The sequence below is a fragment of the Mycobacterium sp. Aquia_213 genome (genome assembly GCF_026625985.1).
Classification (GTDB): Bacteria; Actinomycetota; Actinomycetes; order Mycobacteriales; family Mycobacteriaceae; genus Mycobacterium.
In genome coordinates this window covers 5,885,530-5,902,312 of the sequence record NZ_CP113116.1, presented here as the reverse complement: position 1 = coordinate 5,902,312, position 16,783 = coordinate 5,885,530, and the positions used below count along the sequence as shown (strand labels likewise).

17 protein-coding genes are annotated in these 16,783 nt (G+C 66.0%); 11 read left to right on the top strand and 6 right to left on the bottom strand.

What is annotated here, in order from left to right; translation table 11 throughout:
* The first annotated feature begins 33 nt into the window (after nt 1–33).
* From LMQ14_RS27620 to LMQ14_RS27610, 3 genes are all read left to right on the top strand, one after another.
* A complete protein-coding gene (locus LMQ14_RS27620; protein WP_267735713.1) occupies nt 34–792 on the top strand; it encodes an ABC transporter ATP-binding protein in 759 nt (252 codons plus the stop codon).
* Nucleotides 789–1,754, top strand: a complete 966-nt coding sequence (locus LMQ14_RS27615; protein ID WP_267735712.1) for an aliphatic sulfonate ABC transporter substrate-binding protein — start codon at nt 789–791, stop codon at nt 1,752–1,754. Before LMQ14_RS27620 ends, LMQ14_RS27615 begins: the two co-directional genes overlap by 4 nt.
* Before the next feature lie 71 nt (nt 1,755–1,825).
* The gene (locus tag LMQ14_RS27610; protein ID WP_267735711.1) at nt 1,826–2,527 is read left to right on the top strand and encodes an ABC transporter permease; all 702 of its coding nucleotides are present in this window, start codon (nt 1,826–1,828) and stop codon (nt 2,525–2,527) included.
* Here LMQ14_RS27610 and LMQ14_RS27605 read toward each other — a convergent pair.
* Nucleotides 2,472–3,071, bottom strand: a complete 600-nt coding sequence (locus tag LMQ14_RS27605; protein ID WP_267732759.1) for a DUF998 domain-containing protein — start codon at nt 3,069–3,071, stop codon at nt 2,472–2,474. The two genes, LMQ14_RS27610 and LMQ14_RS27605, sit on opposite strands and share 56 nt — an antisense overlap.
* Before the next feature lie 186 nt (nt 3,072–3,257).
* On the opposite strand from LMQ14_RS27605, the gene LMQ14_RS27600 reads away from it, so the two are divergent.
* Nucleotides 3,258–4,163 carry an alpha/beta fold hydrolase gene (locus LMQ14_RS27600; protein ID WP_267732758.1) on the top strand — a complete coding sequence of 302 codons (906 nt, stop codon included), beginning with the start codon at nt 3,258–3,260 and terminating at the stop codon, nt 4,161–4,163.
* A gap of 78 nt (nt 4,164–4,241) precedes the next feature.
* Nucleotides 4,242–5,060: an adenylate/guanylate cyclase domain-containing protein gene (locus LMQ14_RS27595; protein ID WP_267732757.1), complete on the top strand. Its 819-nt coding sequence runs from the start codon at nt 4,242–4,244 to the stop codon at nt 5,058–5,060.
* Nucleotides 5,061–5,062: 2 nt separating this feature from the next.
* On the opposite strand, the gene LMQ14_RS27590 is transcribed toward LMQ14_RS27595, so the two are convergent.
* Nucleotides 5,063–6,031 carry a 2-hydroxyacid dehydrogenase gene (locus tag LMQ14_RS27590; protein WP_267732756.1) on the bottom strand — a complete coding sequence of 323 codons (969 nt, stop codon included), beginning with the start codon at nt 6,029–6,031 and terminating at the stop codon, nt 5,063–5,065.
* A 60-nt stretch (nt 6,032–6,091) separates the two neighbouring features.
* On the opposite strand from LMQ14_RS27590, the gene LMQ14_RS27585 reads away from it, so the two are divergent.
* Entirely contained in the window at nt 6,092–6,949 is an 858-nt protein-coding gene (locus tag LMQ14_RS27585; RefSeq protein ID WP_267732755.1) for an alpha/beta fold hydrolase, read from the top strand.
* Here LMQ14_RS27585 and LMQ14_RS27580 read toward each other — a convergent pair.
* Nucleotides 6,946–8,163, bottom strand: coding sequence for a GNAT family N-acetyltransferase (locus LMQ14_RS27580; RefSeq protein WP_267732754.1), 1,218 nt, complete (start codon nt 8,161–8,163; stop codon nt 6,946–6,948). The genes LMQ14_RS27585 and LMQ14_RS27580 overlap by 4 nt on opposite strands.
* Before the next feature lie 125 nt (nt 8,164–8,288).
* Here LMQ14_RS27580 and LMQ14_RS27575 point away from each other — a divergent pair, with 125 nt between their 5' ends.
* From LMQ14_RS27575 to LMQ14_RS27560, 4 genes are all read left to right on the top strand, one after another.
* Nucleotides 8,289–9,386 (top strand): LLM class flavin-dependent oxidoreductase, encoded by a 1,098-nt coding sequence (locus tag LMQ14_RS27575; protein WP_267732753.1) that lies wholly within the window; start codon nt 8,289–8,291, stop codon nt 9,384–9,386.
* A gap of 295 nt (nt 9,387–9,681) precedes the next feature.
* Complete coding sequence (locus LMQ14_RS27570) at nt 9,682–10,887, top strand: LLM class flavin-dependent oxidoreductase (protein ID WP_267732752.1); 1,206 nt, start codon at nt 9,682–9,684, stop codon at nt 10,885–10,887.
* Nucleotides 10,888–10,911: 24 nt separating this feature from the next.
* Nucleotides 10,912–12,306 carry an NtaA/DmoA family FMN-dependent monooxygenase gene (locus LMQ14_RS27565; protein ID WP_267732751.1) on the top strand — a complete coding sequence of 465 codons (1,395 nt, stop codon included), beginning with the start codon at nt 10,912–10,914 and terminating at the stop codon, nt 12,304–12,306.
* A 13-nt stretch (nt 12,307–12,319) separates the two neighbouring features.
* Nucleotides 12,320–13,441, top strand: a complete 1,122-nt coding sequence (locus LMQ14_RS27560) for an LLM class flavin-dependent oxidoreductase (protein ID WP_267732750.1) — start codon at nt 12,320–12,322, stop codon at nt 13,439–13,441.
* Here LMQ14_RS27560 and LMQ14_RS27555 read toward each other — a convergent pair.
* Nucleotides 13,374–14,576 carry an MFS transporter gene (locus LMQ14_RS27555; protein WP_267732749.1) on the bottom strand — a complete coding sequence of 401 codons (1,203 nt, stop codon included), beginning with the start codon at nt 14,574–14,576 and terminating at the stop codon, nt 13,374–13,376. The genes LMQ14_RS27560 and LMQ14_RS27555 overlap by 68 nt on opposite strands.
* A gap of 130 nt (nt 14,577–14,706) precedes the next feature.
* Here LMQ14_RS27555 and LMQ14_RS27550 point away from each other — a divergent pair, with 130 nt between their 5' ends.
* Complete coding sequence (locus LMQ14_RS27550; protein WP_267732748.1) at nt 14,707–15,105, top strand: VOC family protein; 399 nt, start codon at nt 14,707–14,709, stop codon at nt 15,103–15,105.
* 28 nt (nt 15,106–15,133) lie between these two features.
* Here LMQ14_RS27550 and LMQ14_RS27545 read toward each other — a convergent pair whose 3' ends face one another.
* Both LMQ14_RS27545 and LMQ14_RS27540 read right to left on the bottom strand, forming a co-directional pair.
* Complete coding sequence (locus tag LMQ14_RS27545) at nt 15,134–15,553, bottom strand: hypothetical protein (protein WP_267732747.1); 420 nt, start codon at nt 15,551–15,553, stop codon at nt 15,134–15,136.
* Nucleotides 15,554–15,563: 10 nt separating this feature from the next.
* A complete protein-coding gene (locus LMQ14_RS27540; RefSeq protein ID WP_267732746.1) occupies nt 15,564–16,775 on the bottom strand; it encodes an acyl-CoA dehydrogenase family protein in 1,212 nt (403 codons plus the stop codon).
* Nucleotides 16,776–16,783: the final 8 nt, after the last annotated feature.

The following is a 16,783-nucleotide window of genomic DNA, read 5'->3' as shown; positions in this document are numbered from 1 at the left end:
CGGGTGATGTCGACCAATCCGGCGCCGGCCCGGGTGTCTCTTCGTGGCGTCGACCGCACGTTCGGAACGCACACCGTGCTCCACGAAGTCGACATCGAAATCGAGCCCGGTGAGGTGGTCGCGTTGCTCGGGTCGTCGGGCAGCGGAAAGTCGACACTGTTGCGGCTCATCGCCGGCTTGGACAGTCCGACCGGGGGACAGATCGAGATCGACGGCGAGGCCGTCCGCGGAATCGACCCACGCTGTGCGGTGGTGTTCCAGGAGCCCCGTTTGCTGCCCTGGCGATCCCTGGCCGCAAACGTGGAGTATGGCCTGCCGCCCGGCACGCCAAGGGCCAAAGGCTCTGGCGCAGTGCAACACTGGCTCGACGTCGTTGGGTTGCGCGAATTCGGTGACCATCATCCGCGGCACGTGTCCGGTGGTATGGCGCAGCGCGCGGGCCTCGCGCGCGCCCTGGCGCGGCGCCCACGCGTCCTGTTGCTGGACGAGCCACTCGCGGCCCTCGACGCGCTGACCCGATTGCGGATGCAGGACTTGCTGGATGCCGTGCAGCAAGAGGCCGGCACCACAACGGTGTTGGTCACGCACGACGTGGACGAGGCAGCGATCCTCGCCGACCGAGTGCTGATTCTGCGCGCAGATGAAAACGGCGGCGCCCGTATTGCCGCGACACACGAAGTCGCGATTCCCAAACCACGTGATCGTGGGGATCCGCGTATCGCCGCGTTGCGGCTGCAGTTATTGGACGAGCTCGGTGTACCCCGGCGTAGCAGTGAGGCAAAAGCATGGTGAAAGTTCGTTACCTGACTTCGATTTCGGTGATCGCCGGCGTCATCGCGGTTTCCGGCTGCGGTTCGAACTCCGGCACTACCGCTTCGAAGGACATCCATCTGGATTACGCCTACTACAGCCCGTTGAGTCTGGTAGTGCGCGATCAGCACTTGTTGGAGAACCGCGGCTACAACGTGACGTGGGTGCTTTCGGCGGGGAGCAACAAGGCCAACGAGGGCCTGCGGTCCAAGGCGTTGGACGTCGGATCCACTGCAGGTTCCGCGGCTTTGGTCGCGCGGGCCAACGGGTCGCCGATCAAGACTGTCGACCTTTATGCCGGGGGTGAGTGGACGGCGCTGCTTGTCGCCAAGGACTCGCCGATCAACTCGGTGGCCGACCTGAAGGGCAAGAAGGTCGCCGTCACCAAGGGTACCGACCCGTACTTCTTCCTGTTGCAATCGCTTGCCACGGCGGGGCTTTCGCCGAGCGACATCGAGATCGTCAACTTGCAGCATGCCGACGGCAAGACCGCCTTGGAACGTGGAAACGTCGACGCTTGGTCCGGACTGGACCCGTTCATCGCGCAGACGATCCAGCAGTCGGGCTCCCGTTTCATCTACCGCAACCCGAGCTTCAATTCCTATGGCTTTTTGAACGTTCGGGAGGATTACATCACCGCTCACCCGGAGGCCGTCCAGGCGGTGGTCGATAGTTATGAGGAGGCCCGGAAGTGGGCGAAGGCGCATCCCGATCAACTGGCAGCATTGCTGGCCTCGCAGGCGAACATAGCGCTGAGCGTGGCGCAGGAGGAACTGACTCGGACACTGGTGGACATCAATCCGGTGCCGGGCGACGCGCAACGGGCGGTGCTGACTCGAGTGGAACCGATCGCGGTGGCCGACTCCGATATCAAATCCGACGACGCCGGCCGCAACGCGCTGAGCACGCTGATCGAGCCGAAGTACATTCAGCAAGCCCACTGACGTCCTCGTCCGGGCGGCTGGTAAAGCTGCCGCGCGTCCTCGTGGGCTTGATTGTTCCGGTGCTGCTGCTGGTGATCTGGCAGCTGGCCACCGCGGGCACGGGGTATTTCTCGCCCAGCCAGCTCCCACCGCCGGCCGAGGTGGTGTCCGCGCTGGGCGACCTGCTGCGGCGCGGTGAACTGTGGACCCACTTGCAGGCCAGCGGTTCTCGAGTTCTGGTCGGCTACCTGGCCGGCGCCGCCGCTGGGCTGACGCTGGGTTCGCTCATCGGGCTATCGGTAGGGGTGCGCCGGCTGTTCGCGCCGACCGTCGCCGCCTTTCGCACCGTGCCTTCCTTGGCCTGGGTGCCGTTGCTGCTCTTATGGTTTGGCATCGACGAAACCCCGAAGATCCTGATGGTCGCCATCGGAGCCTTCTTCCCGGTCTATACGACGACGGCGTCGGCGCTCTCCCACGTCGACCCGCAGCTATTGGAAGTGGGACGGGCCTACGGCCGGCGCGGCGCCTCGCTGTTGACCACGGTGATGTTGCCCGCCGCGGCACCGGAATTGGTGAACGGGCTCCGATTGGGACTGGCGAATGCCTGGCTGTTCGTGGTCGCCGCCGAGCTGATCGCGTCCTCGAAGGGCCTCGGCTTCCTGCTGCTCGACAGCCAAAACACCGGCCGCACCGATGTGATGCTGCTGGCCATCGTCTTGCTGGCCGCGTTGGGCAAACTCAGCGACGCGGTCCTGGGGGCCGTCGAGAAACGGCTGGTCCGTCAGCGCAGCTAATCACGTAAACGGCGGTAAGCAGCTGCCACGTGATGATCGAGTAGACGCTCCCGCGCTCCCACGCGCCGCTCGGCAGCAGGTTGGTCTTGGATGTCGCCGAGTTGACCAGCAACATCACCAGACTCAGCAGGCCAAGGTCCGCGACAAGTTCCGAGATGTGGCGGTACCAGCGCCAGCCGCCATCCGCCGCAATGACTGCGGAGCCCGCCAGAATCGCGGCGTTGCCTCCAACGATTGCCAGCAGGGCACCGGCGCGATGCACGTCGCCGCTGTACACCGTTCCGATCACGATGTTGCCGATCGCATTCGTCGCAACCAAGCCCAAAAAGATTTGGGCTCTTCGATTGTCGCGAATGTCCACCATGAGCGCTGCGCCAAGAAAGAACAGAACGCCCTGCAGGTAGAACGCGATGTGGATCAAGTAGGACCGCGGGGAGTCGCCGTTGACCCCGAGATCGCTGATGTAGTTGCGTGAATAGCTGTAGGCAGGACCGAAACCCGCGGCTGCCAGGGCCTCGAGCGCGAGATAGCCGAGGGCTGCCACGACCCAGAGCGCGGCGCCGCATTTGGTAGCCAAGGTGGTCAACCTCCCGTCGTTACGGCGACCCTACTGAACCGGTCGACGACACGATAGGCCACCGGATTTCGCGCAACGCCGTGGTCAGTGCGTCGCAGCCGCGGCGCATGCCCGCACAATGGCGCGATGGCCGCCGTTTGCAGAGTCTTCCTCTTGACCACCGCCCTGGTGCTCGCGCTGGTGGGCTGCTCACACGGCCGTTCGGCACCGGGAACGGGTTCTTCGGGTGACTTCCGCGGGCCGATCGACATTGGGCACGGACGGCACCTTTACCTCGAATGCCGTGGAAAGGGCAGCCCCACAGTCATTTTGGAATCCGGCTATCACAACTCGTCGGATCCGTGGGACCAGTCGGAGACCGTCGCGCCGGCGGTAGGCCCCGCCGTACTGCCCGCCCTGGCCGGCACCCATCGCGTCTGCGCCTACGATCGGCCCGGCACCCTACGCAATTCCGACCCACCCACTCTCGGCGACCGCAGTTCACCGGTCGTGATGCCACGCACCGCGCAGGACGTCGTGGACGACCTGCACGCGCTGCTCACCGCCGCTCACCTTCGAGGCCCCTACCTTCTGGTCGGGCACTCCCTGGGCGGGCTCTTCGCCCGGCTGTACGCCCAGACCTACCCCGACCAGGTGTGCGCGGTGGTGTTCGTCGACGCCTTCGGTGCGCAGATACCGAGCCTGCTGGGCGCCGATTGGCCGGCGTACCGGCAGGCGTTGGATGAACCGCTGCCGCAGTTCGCCGATTCGTCTGCGTTCGAGGTCATCGACATCGACAAGAGCGTCGCGCAGGTCGCCGCGGCCCCGGCGTTCCCGCCCATCCCCACCGCGGTGCTGACGAGGACCGAGCCGTTTGTGATTCCTCCGACGGTGCCGGCCGAGCAGGGCGCGAGGTTGGAGCAGGCCTGGCGGGAGGCGGCCTCGGATCTGGTCGCGCTGGTGCCGCAAACGCCGCATCTGGTCGCGACGGGCAGCGATCATTTCATTCAGATCCACCAACCCGATCTCGTCGTGGCCGCCGTTGCTCTGGTGGCGCAGCGGGCCGTCCCGCAGCGCTGACCGGCCGTCGTCCACCCGCGGTCCGACCCGTCATACTCGGCTAATGGGGGCACCACCCGCGTCGGCGGAGAACAAGCGATGACCATCACCGTGCTGGCGTGGTTGGTCGCGTTGGTCGAGTTCGGTGGTCTTATCGCCCTTGGAGTCCTGCTGATCGTGTCGCGGCGGCAATTGAAGGGAGCCAGGGCCTCGCTCGAGCGCAGCCGCGCCCGCCAGGGCAACCGGCGCCGACGGCGTCGCGGAGTCGCACCGTTTGCGATCAGAACGGCTTTCAAGACGGCCGATTCGCTGATCACGAAGGGTATCGGCGCAACGGTACGAAACTCCGTCGAAGATCTCGCCGGCTGGGCACAGGTCGAGCGCCCCGATCTCGCGCGCCTCACCGCCGACGGCGATGTCGTGATCGCCTTTTCCGACATCGAGGATTCCACCGCACAGAACGAGGCCTTGGGCGACCGAGAGTGGGTGCGGGTGCTGGAGCGGCACAACAGGCTCATCCAAAGCCGTGTCGACGACCACGGCGGCCACGTGGTCAAAAACCAAGGTGACGGATTCATGATCGCGTTCGCCGACGCCGGACGCGCGGTGTTGTGCGGGATCGCCGTGCAGCGGGCCCTGTTCGACGACGCTGACCGTTGGGAGGGTATTCGTGTTCGGATCGGCATTCATCTGGGACCGTCGGTTAGACGCGGCGACGACCTTTTCGGGCGCAATGTCGCGATGGCGGCGCGCATCGCGGGCCAAGCCGACGGCGGTGAGATCCTGATCAGCGAATCGGTCCGCGAAGCGATCGACGGCCTGGCCGAGATTGAGCTCTGCGCGCCCAGCGAGGTCGAACTCAAAGGCTTTGAAGGCTGGCACAACTTGTATCCGGTCAAGCTGCCCACTGATCCCTGACGTCAGCGGCGCGGGCGCAGTACGGGGGTCACCAGTTCGCCGCTGGCCAAATAACTTTCGAGGTTGCGGATCGTCAGCAATGCCATCGCGCGGCGAGTCCGGGCGGTGGCGCTGCCGATGTGCGGCAACAGCACCACATTGTCCAGATTAAACAGTGCGGCAGGCACATTGGGCTCATCGACGAAGACGTCCAGCCCTGCGCCGCCCAGCCCGCCGCCGGCCACCAGCTCCACCACTGCGTCCTGGTCGACGACGCTGCCGCGGGCAATGTTGATCAGATAACCCTCGGGTCCCAGCGCCTCGAGAACGGTTCGGTCGACAAGGTGGCGAGTCTGGCGGTCACCGGTGGTGGCGACCACGAGCACATCGACCGACTCGGCCAACTCCACCGGCGACTCCGCGTAGCGGAACGGCGACCCGTCGATCCGGTGGCGGTTGTGATAGGCGATGGCGCAATCGAATCCGAGGAGCCGAGTCGCGATGGCCGACCCGATACGGCCCAAGCCCAAGATGCCCACCTGGAGGCCACTGACATCCCGGGCATACGGAAACGGGCCCTGGTGCGCCCAGCGGCCCGCCCGCACGTAGCGGTCGGCCGCACCGAAGCGACGCAGCGTCATCAGGATCAGCCCCAGGGCCGTGTCGGCGACCGTGTCCGACAGGACGTCGGGTGTATTACTCACTCCGATGCCCCGACGCGCGGCCGCTTCCAGATCGATCGAGTCCACCCCGGCGCCGTTATTGACAATCGCCTCCAGATTGGGCAGCGCCGCAATGGTATCGGCATCAACGCCCGCCAGGCCGGACGTCACCACCACGCGAAATTCACCCGCGCGGTCGGCGAGGAACTCGGCGCGCAGCGGACCGTCGGGGAGTTGGGGGATTTCGTAGCGCGCCGCCAGCTCGGCTTGGAATGTCGGCTCGAACCTGCTGCCGACCCGTAGGACGCCGTTCGTTTTCGTGACCGTCACGCATGCATCATCTCCCACGTCGCCCCGGAAGGCATCGGGCCGATGCTGGACAATGAACCCATGAACACACCCCGGGCGCGGGAATGGATAGACCAATGCGAAACGCTGATCAGCCGCCGGGGGCACCGCATCGCGTACCGGCGCCGCGGACAGGGGCCGACAGTGCTCCTGCTGCACGGATTTCCCACCTGGTCCTACGACTACGCCGAAGTCGCTACCGACCTTGCTGCCGACCACGACGTGGTCACGCTGGACTTCCTCGGCTACGGCGCCTCCGACAAACCGAACCCCTACGACTACTCCGTCGCCGAATCAGCCGACGTGGTAGAGGATTTGGCGGCGCAGCTGCACCTGGATTCGGTACGCCTGATCGCCCATGACTACGGCGGCATCGTTGCTCAGGAGCTTCTCGATCGGGTTCTGGCCGGCACACTCGGATTCAGCATTTCCAGCCTCGTCATGTTGAACTCCGGGATCGTCTACAGTTCCTACCGGCCTACGCGCCTACAGAAGTTGTTGATTCTGCCGGTGATTGGAAAGCTGATTGCCAGCCGGGTCAGTGTCGGTCGCCTGCGCTCCGGGCTCGACGCGGTCCGCGGGTCACGGCTGACCGATGCCGAGCTGGACGACCTCTGGTATGGAGTTTCGCGAGACGACGGCCACCGGATCTCCCATCTGCTGATCCGCTACAACGCTGAACGTGCCGAACATCATCGGCGATGGGAGCAGGCCCTGGTCGCCTGGAATGGTCCGCTGCGGCTGGTGTGGGGACTCGACGATCCGGTATCGGGACGCCATGTTCTCGAGGCGGCTGCCGAAGTTCTCCCGCGCGCCCAGATAACGAAACTCGATGGCGTGGGCCATTATCCGCAATCCGAGGCGCCACGAGCAGTTTCGGATGCGGTGCGACGAGCCTAGAAGAACGTTCCGGCGTGCGGTGTTTCGCGCGTCGCAAACAGCTGATCGGCCACGGCCGGCGCCACCGGATCCTCGACCCGGGCCAGCCCGGCCACCGCGAGACTGTGCCAGCGCGTCCCGCCCAGCAGCACGGCACCTAGCCCCTCGATCCCGACGTGCAGGTCGGCGCGCCGGGTCGTCGGTTCGGCTCCGTCCGCGGTGATCGTGAAGCTGGCCGAATTCTTCAGCAGCAGTGGGTCGTTGACGGCGATAGTGACCGCGCCGGCCCCGGCATAGGACCGCCCGGCTAGCGCGCTCTCGGCATCGACGACACGCAACCACGTCTCGTCATGCAGCGCGGTCACCTTGACCGCCCGGCGATCGACAAGCAGCGAGGGTAGCGGATCGTCGAGCGGCAGCATCCAAAACGTCACTCGGTCAATCAGATCCAGATCGAACAGGAAACGCAGCAGCCCGAGATAGGCGTCGGTGGTTGGTGCGAAGAAATCCTCGACCACGATGGTGCGTTGGTCGCTGACGAACCACCTGTCGGTGTCGACGGGTCGGTAGCGGGCGAAACCCGACTCGGCGCCGGGCTCCCCGTGCACGGCGACATACCAAGCCCCCGAGGATGCTTCGGTGCGCAGTCGGACGCCCTCCCACCACACCCCGGGACGGTCGATGGTTCCCGGCCGGGATGAACGATTGGCGTCGTAGATGCGGGGCAGGATCTCCCAGGTTTCGGCGGGGCTGACCAGTCGGACCGGACCACCGGACCCGACGCCGGGCCGCAGCGCCGCCCGCGCGGTCGCAATCTCCACGCTCTGCGCCGAACTCGCCACGCCGTAGCCGTAGCGTTCATAGATCGTCGCCTCCGACGCTCGCAGCGACGCGACCACCTCACCACGGGCCGCGATGTCGTCCAACTGGTGACGCACCAGGGCGGTGGCGATGCCTTTCCGGGTGAACGACGGCAGCACGCCGATATGCGTCACGGCCGCGTGGCTCACGATGGCTCCGCCGGGCAGGGTCATCGTGCTGGTCACGGCGTCGGCGGTGCCGACCAGTTGTCCGTTGACGAACGCGCCGACCATACGCCCGGGGTCGAGCATCTTGGTGATTTGGCCGGGCGGCAGATCCGACATGGGCGGAAAACCGATCATTGCGACGCGAAACACGTTCAGCGCGGCGAGGAGGTCGTCCTCGCTGTCGAGAACCCGGATCTCGGTGGTCATACGGCCATCATGTCGCGTGCCTCCTGGGGCGGCCCACGCGGCCAGCTGCCCTGCCCGCCGAGCCGAGCTTGCGAGCGCGGAACGCAACTTGCAGGGCGCCCGCAGAGTATCTACCGTCGGCGCAGATGGCTCCCAAATTCTTCTGGTTTCTGCCAACCACCGGTGATAGCCGCTCGATCGTCGGCGGGTCGCATGCCTCGTCGAACCGCGAGATTCCAACCGGGTATCGCGCACCGAGCCGGCGTTATCTGGCCGAGGTGGCACGCGCCGCCGACCGCCTGGGGTTCGAGGGCGTACTGACGCCGACGGGAACATGGTGCGAGGACGCGTGGTTGACCTCCGCCGCGTTGCTGGCGGAGACCGAAAGGTTGAAGTTCCTGGTCGCATTCCGCCCGGGGCTGGTTCCGCCAACCCTGGCCGCACAGCAGACCGCGACGCTGCAACGGTTTTCGGAAGGCAGGGTGGTGCTCAACGTCGTCAGCGGCAGCGATGACGCCGAGCAACGCCGCTTCGGCGATTTTCTCGGTCACGACGAGCGCTACGGTCGCACCGCGGAGTTCCTGAAGATCGTGACATCGGTGTGGACGCAGGAGTCGGTGAACTTCAGCGGCAAGCACTACACCGTCGAAGATGCCCGGGTCTCCGCGCCGCCGAATCCGTTGCCGGAGATCTACTTCGGCGGTTCCTCCGGCCCGGCGTTGCCGATCGCCGCGGAGTACGCGGACGTCTACCTGACCTGGGGCGAGCCGCCGCAGGCGGCGGCGGCCAAGATCGAGAAGGTGCGGGCCGAAGCCGCCGCGCGGGGCAGGAAGGTGCGGTTCGGGATTCGCCTGCACACCATCAGCCGGGACACCTCGGCTGCGGCGTGGGCCGTCGCCAACGAACTGCTGGCCGAGCTCAGCGACGAGCAGATCGCCAAAGCCACGGCGCTGCACGCCAGTTCGGAGTCCGAGGGACAACGCCGGATGACGGCGCTGCACGGCGGCCAGGTCGACAAGCTGGAGATCTACCCGAATCTGTGGGCCGGAGTGGGCCTGGTGCGCGGCGGTGCCGGCACCGCGCTGGTGGGCAGCCATCAGGAAGTCGCAAACCTGATCAACGAATACCATTCGCTGGGCTTCGACGAGTTCATCCTGTCGGGCTATCCGCATCTCGAAGAGGCTTACTGGTTCGCCGAGGGCGTGCTCCCACTGCTCGCCAAAGCCGATTTGCAATCGACATGATTTGAAGGACGCCGCCGCGTAACACGCAAGTGGAACGCGCTTGCGGCGGCTGCGTTCCCGCATGCAATCCGATTAGCGCAGCTAGACTTTGGGGCGCGCGACGTGAGCGGGGCAGGAGACGACATGCGATCAACAGGGTCTCCGTACCGCGGCGCGTGTCCTGAGCCGCCGGCACTTCGTAGGTGTGCGGCGGCCCGCCCGGAATCGACGGGCGATGCTTCTGGTTAGAGATGGATAGCGGATTTGTTCTGGCCGCACCCGTCTCACGGTTGTACTCGTTAGAAAGGCAGGTCCAATGCCTGATTCGCAGAATCTGCTGCACCTCGCGGTGGCGTTGGACGGAGCCGGCTGGCACCCGGCCGCGTGGCGCGAGGCCGACGCTCGCCCGGACCAGTTGTTCGACGCGGGCTACTGGGCCGATCTGGTCGCCGAAGCCGAACGCGGATTGTTGGATTTCGTGACGATCGAGGATTCGCTGACACTGCAGTCCGACCATCCGTACCAGCCCGATGATCGAACCGATCGCGTGCGCGGCCGATTGGACGCGGTGCTCATCGCGGCCCGAATTGCGCCTCGTACCAAGGGCATTGGATTCATCCCGTCGGTGAATGTCACGCATACCGAGCCGTTTCACCTGTCGAAGTCGATCGCCACGCTCGACTACGTGAGCACCGGCCGAGCCGGTGTGCGGGTTCAAGTTTCGGCACGGCCCGACGCGGCAGCACATTTCGGGCGCCGCGAATCGCCGCGCCTGTCCGTCGACAGCAGCAACGACGAGGCCAGCCTGCAGCAGATCGACGACTATTTCACTGAAGCCGCGGATTACGTCGAAGTGCTGCGCCGGCTGTGGGACAGCTGGGAGGACGACGCCGAGATCCGCGACGCCGACACCGGGCGGTTCATCGACCGGCACAAACTGCATTACATCGATTTCGAGGGGCGCTGGTTCTCCGTCAAGGGACCCTCGATCACGCCGCGCCCACCCCAGGGCCAGCCGATCGTCGCGGCACTGGGCCACGGTGGTGTGTCTTACCAGCTCATCGCCGAGGCCGCCGACATCGGATTCATCACCCCGCACGACGCGACGCAGGCTAGCGACGCTGCCATCGAGATCGGGTCGCTGCGCCACGCCGTCGGGCGGCGCCAGAACACGGTGCACCTCTTCGGTGACCTGGTGGTGTTCCTGGATCGCACCACCCAGGCGGCAGAGGACCGGCGGCGCCGCCTTGATGACGTTGTTGGGCACGAATATCGAAGTGATGCTGAGGTTTTCGTGGGTACGCCGGTACAGCTGGCCGACGTGCTGCAGGAGTGGCACGCGGCCGGACTGTCCGGGTTCCGGCTGCGACCCGCCACCCTTCCCCACGACCTCGCTCAGATCACCGAGGGCCTGGTGCCCGAATTGCGCCGCCGCCGACTGTTTCGGACCGCCTACGAGGCGGACAAGCTACGCGGGTTGCTCGGACTGCCCCGCCCCGCCAGCCGCTACGCGGTCGCTTAACACATCGATACCGAAGGTGTCCCAATGAGCAAGCCGATCAAGCAAATTCACTTAGCCGCGCACTTCCCCGGCGTCAACAACACCACGGTGTGGAGTGACCCGGCGGCCGGCAGCCACATCGAGTTCGGTTCGTTTGCGCAGTTTGCCCAGACGGCCGAACGGGGAAAGTTCGACTTCCTGTTCCTGGCCGAGGGGCTGCGGCTGCGTGAGCAAAACGGCCAGATCTACGACCTCGACGTCGTCGGCCGGCCCGACACGTTCACCGTCCTGGCCGCGCTCGCGGCGGTCACCGATCGCATCGGCCTCACCGGCACGATCAACTCGACCTTCAACGAGCCCTACGAAGTGGCGCGGCAATTCGCTTCGCTGGACCATCTCTCCGGTGGCCGCGCCGCCTGGAACGTCGTCACCTCGTGGGACGCCTTCACCGGCGAGAACTTTCGGCGTGGCGGATTCCTGGCAGAGGATCAGCGCTATCAGCGGGCAAAGACATTCCTGCAGACGACACACGAGCTCTTCGACTCGTGGCGCGGCGACGAGATCGTGGCGGACAAGACGACTGGCGTCTTCCTGTCCGATCCGAACGCGGGCGCATTCACCCACACCGACGCCCATTTCGATATCCATGGTCGGTTCAATGTTCCGAGAAGCCCGCAGGGTCGGCCGGTGATCTTCCAGGCCGGCGATTCCGACGAGGGACGCGATTTCGCCGCCGCGCAAGCCGACGCGATCTTTTCGAGGCACAGCACCTTGGATGCCGGGCAAGAGTTCTACGAAGACGTCAAGGGGCGTCTCGCCCGGTACGGCCGCCGCCGTGACGAGCTGCTCATCCTTCCGGCCGCGACCTTCGTGATCGGCGATACCGACGCCGAGGCCGCCGACATCGCCCACGAGGTGCGGCTGGCGCAGGTGTCCGCGCAGACCGCGATCAAGTTTCTGGAACAACTGTGGAACCGGGACCTTTCCGACCACGACCCCGACGGGCCGCTGCCCAGCGTTGACCCCGTCGTGGGGGAGAACAGCATCTCGCGCGGGCGGGCCAGCGTGCGCATGTTCCGCGACCCGATCGCGATCGCCAACGACTGGCGCGCCAAGGCCGAGGCGGAGAACCTGACCACCCGCGAGCTGATCGTCGAAGTCACTGGGCGCCAATCCTTCATCGGCTCAGCGCATAGCGTCGCCGCGACGATCAACGACTTCGTGCAAGCCGACGCCAGCGATGGATTCATCCTGGTCCCACACATCACCCCCGGTGGGCTCGATCCGTTCGTCGACAAGGTCGTGCCGCTGCTTCAGGAGCGCGGAGTGTTCCGCACCGAGTACGCCGGCACTACGCTGCGCGACCACCTGGGTCTCGCGCCCCTGCCGGCGCCGCGGCACTCTGGTGACCGGGATGCCTCGACGGGCGTGGCGTCGTGAAGCGTTGCGCGCCATGAATACTCCATTGGGGGTGCTCGATTTGGTCCCGATCTCATCGGGATCGACGGCCACGCACGCCTTGCGTAACAGCATCGACCTCGCCCAGCGAGCCGAGGGCCTGGGCTACACGCGGTACTGGTTTGCCGAGCACCATCTCAATCCGGGGGTCGCCGGCACCTCGCCCGCGGTGTTGCTCGCGTTGACCGCCGCCGAAACCACGACGATCCGGCTCGGTTCGGGCGCGGTGCAGATGGGACATCGGACCGCGCTGGCCACGGTGGAGGAGTTCGGTCTGCTGGATGCCTTGCATCCCGGGCGATTTGACCTTGGCTTGGGCCGTTCCAGCGGTAAACCGCGGGAGCCGAGCTCCCCGGTACCGGCCGCCGCGCGGGCGTTGAGCAATGGACGCACATCCAACGGATTGCTGATACCGGCCCAGTTCGACCCCAGGCCGCTGTTGAAATCGCCGCGCTTCGCGTTGCAGAAGGCGTTGTTGCAACTGCCGGGCGCCCAGGCGCAGAACTACACCGAGCAGGTCAACGACATTCTCGCGTTGATCGCCGACACCTATTCGGCCGATGGCGAAGAGGCGCATGTGGTGCCCGGGGCAGGTGCTGACCTACAGATCTGGATTCTGGGCAGCAGCGCCGGCGAGAGCGCCGTCGTCGCCGGGCGCAGGGGCCTGCGGTTCGCCACCAATTACCACGTCGCCCCCGCGACCGTCCTCGAGGCGGCCGATGCGTACCGCGCAGCGTTTCGGCCTTCGGCCGAGCTCGACCGGCCGTACGTCGCGGTCTCGGCGGACGTCGTCGTCGCCGAGGACGAGGCCACCGCTCGGGAACTGGCCACGGGCTACGGGCTTTGGGTTCGCAGCATCCGGACCGGTGCGGGCGCGATCGCGTTTCCGACGCCGGACGAAGCGCGCGCGCACATCTGGACCGATGCCGAGCGCCAGCTGGTCGCGGACCGGGTAGAAACCCAATTCGTCGGAACCGCAGCGCAAGTCGCAGACCAGCTGGAGCGATTGCGCGACGCCACCGAGGCCGACGAGTTGATCGTCACGACGATCACCCACGACCATCAAGACCGGGTGCGGTCTTACCGGCTGCTCGCCGAAGAGTGGGCACGCCGATAAGCAGCAGCGTCGCTGCGGTCAGCCATGACACGGTCGGTAACCAGGGCGACGCGGACGCCACCGCCGGAACCCGATCACCGTGCGCGGTCACCAGCGCGATGCGTGCCATCGTCGCCACCGCAATCACCGAGAACAGGGCGCCGGCCGCGGTGCCCTCGCGGCCGTCGCGGCCGATCGCAAAGGCGGCCACAACCGCGCCGACCATTACGGCGGCCCAGGCTGCGCCGCAGACGAATTGGGCGATGCCCAGCGAGACCACGTCGGTGGCCAGTGCCGCGGCCCACGCCGATCCGGCGGCGACCAATGCGCCCACCATCATCGCGACCACGCCGCCGAAACGTTTCGCCAGCACTGAGGCCAGCGGCGTCAGCAGCGCGAACCCGATCCAGAACAGCGACAGCAGGACCGGAAGTTCGTTGGGACCAGCGTATTTGGCGAAGAGCCGCTGGGCATTGACCGAGGAATGCACCTGGAATCCCAGTTGCGCCACCAAGACCGCCGCGAGGAACACCAGCAAGACGCCGACCCGGAATTCGTTGGGTGCCTCCTTTTCCGGCGCAGCCGCGCGGGTGAGGGTCTTTTCGGCCCAGACGATCGACAAGGTCACCGCGAAAACGGAGACCGCCGATGCGGCAAAGAGGATCCGCGGGTCGTAGGCCGTGATCCGCCCGGCAAGAAAGGGCGTCGACGCGGTGGCCATCCCGGCTCCGACCACGAACAGCGACGAAACCCACGGTTGGCGGCCCTCGGGCGTGTAGCGGCCGAGCAGGGCCAGCGGCGGTGCGCGCAAGGCTGAGGAGGTAATCGCCCACACCACAATCAACGCCACGAAAATATAAGCGCTAGACCGCGATACCAGGGGCAGCAGCAGGAACGCCAGCGCCGAGACCGCCGTCGCCGCCGCGATGATCTTGCCCACTCGGCCAACCAGCCGCGCCACCCGGTCGACGGCGACACCGGCCGCCCAGTCGCAGCACGCGAAGATGATCTGATCGAGCACCAGCAGCCAGCCGACCACGCCGGCGCCGATGCCGGCCTGCGCCGCGAGTTGGGGCAGATAGATGACGTACCCCACCCAGGTCAGCCCGAAGACGAGCTGCAGCAACCCGAAATAAAGCCCGATTCGGGTCGACACCCCACGGGGCATGATGATGTGGCCCTTCCGACGCCGGCTTCTTCTCAAAAGACTACGTAGCAGGCAATGCGAGTTGTTCATGCCAGTACGGTCTAGTGCCGGAATAGGACGGAAAGCGAAGGGACAACACATGCTGGGTCACTTGGGTGTGAACGTGCCCGATCTCTCGGCGGCAAAACGCTATTACGACGCGCTGATGCCCCTGTTGGGGTTCGAGTCGTACTTTCACACCGACGAGGAGTTCTCCTACAAGCCCGCCGGCGACAAGCGCGGCACGTTCCTGTTCTTCTATCCGGCAGCAGAGCCGGGTGAGTACTCCGCGCAGCGCAGCGGCCTACAACACCTGGCGTTCATGGTGCGGGGGCGATCCGCGGTTCACGCGGTACATGACCACGTCGTTTCGACCGGTGGCAGCGTCATTCACCCGCCGCAACATTTCCCGCAATATCCCGGGCATTACTACGCCACATTTTGGTATGACCCATTCGGCATCAAGCTGGAGGCCGTATGCCACCACGACCGCGATTAGCGCTGGTGTATCCGATTGGCGCGCAACGTCACCCGATGGAGGTAATCCCCGTATTGGAGATGGTGAACCCTTTGCCCGAGGACACCGTGCAGGTCACTCCGTCGGGTTTGGATGTGCAGGTGAAGGGACCAACACCGGCGGTTTGGTCGTAGGCGAGGGTGGGCGTGCCCTCTCCGGGGTTGCCGAGGCAGGAGACACCCTTACAGGTGGTGACGACTCCGCCGGTGGATAAGTGCACGGACTGCTGCGGCTCGTTGGTCTGGCAATAGACCTCATCGGAGATGCCGGGGTCACGCTTGTAGTTGACTTCGCAGCTGATGTTGCGCGACGGAGACAAGAACGTGCACATCGACGCCGTGCAGACCGGGTTGTCCGCGGCGGCCACCGGCATACCCGTCCAGGAGCCGACGACGACGAATCCGATTGCCGCGACGACCGCACGCCTCATGACGTCCAACCTAACGGATAGGCAGCCCGGTCAGCGCCCGCGAAATCACCAGGCGCTGGATTTCGCTGGTTCCCTCGAAGATGGTGAAGATCTTCGCGTCGCGGTGCATGCGCTCCACGGGGTAGTCGCGGGTATAGCCATTGCCGCCCAGGATCTGGATGGCCTCGTCGGTGACATAGACGGCGGCCTCGCTCGCCACCAGCTTGGCCATCGAGCCCTCGGCGGAGTCGAAGTTCTGGTTGTTGCGGGCCATCCAGCCGGCGCGCCACACCAGCAGTCGCGCAGCGTCGACCCGGCTCTTCATGTCGGCGAGCTTGAACGCCACGGCCTGGAATTCGCCGATCTTGCGGCCGAATTGCTCACGCTGGCAGGCGTATTCGAGCGCGTACTCGTAGGCGGCCCGGGCTACGCCGACGGCCATTGCGCCGACGGTGGGCCGGGTGCGCTCAAAGGTCTTCATCGCCGCCTGGCCGCCCGCCGAGGTTCCGGATTTGACCCGGGCGATGCGGGCTTCGAACTTCTCCCGGCCGCCGAGAATGCAGTCCTCGGGCAGCCGCACATTGTCGAGCACCACCTCGGCGGTGTGCGAGGCGCGGATCCCGTGCTTCTTGAATTTCTGCCCCTGCGCCAGACCCTTGGTGTCGGGCGGAATGACGAATGAAACCTGTCCGCGTGCACCCAGCTCCGGGTAGACCGACGCCACGATGATGTGCACATTGGCGATGCCTCCGTTGGTCGCCCAGGTCTTGGTGCCGTTCAGCACCCACTCACGGGTCGCCTCGTCGAAGCGGGCCCGGGTGCGGATGGCACCGACGTCGGAACCCGCGTCGGGCTCTGAGGAACAGAACGCGCCGAGCTTGGGGTCACCGGGCGTACCGAACATCTCGGGCAGATACTGGCCCAGCTGCTCGGGAGTTCCGTTGCCCGCCAACGCCGCCGCGGCCAGCCCCGTCCCCATGATGGACAGCGCGATGCCGGCGTCGCCCCAGAACATCTCCTCGAACGCGGTGAGAAAGCCCAGGCCCGTCGGCTCGGCGGCTTGCTGGGCGAAGAAGTCGGGGGAGTAGAGGCCCACCTTCGCGGCCTCCTGGATCACCGGCCACGGGGTTTCCTCCCGCTCGTCCCATTCGGCCGCGGCGGGGCGGATGGTTTCGGCCGCGAACTGGTGCACCCAATCGCGCACCTCGATCACGTCGTCGCTCAGTTGCATTGAGAAAGTCACGGTTCTAC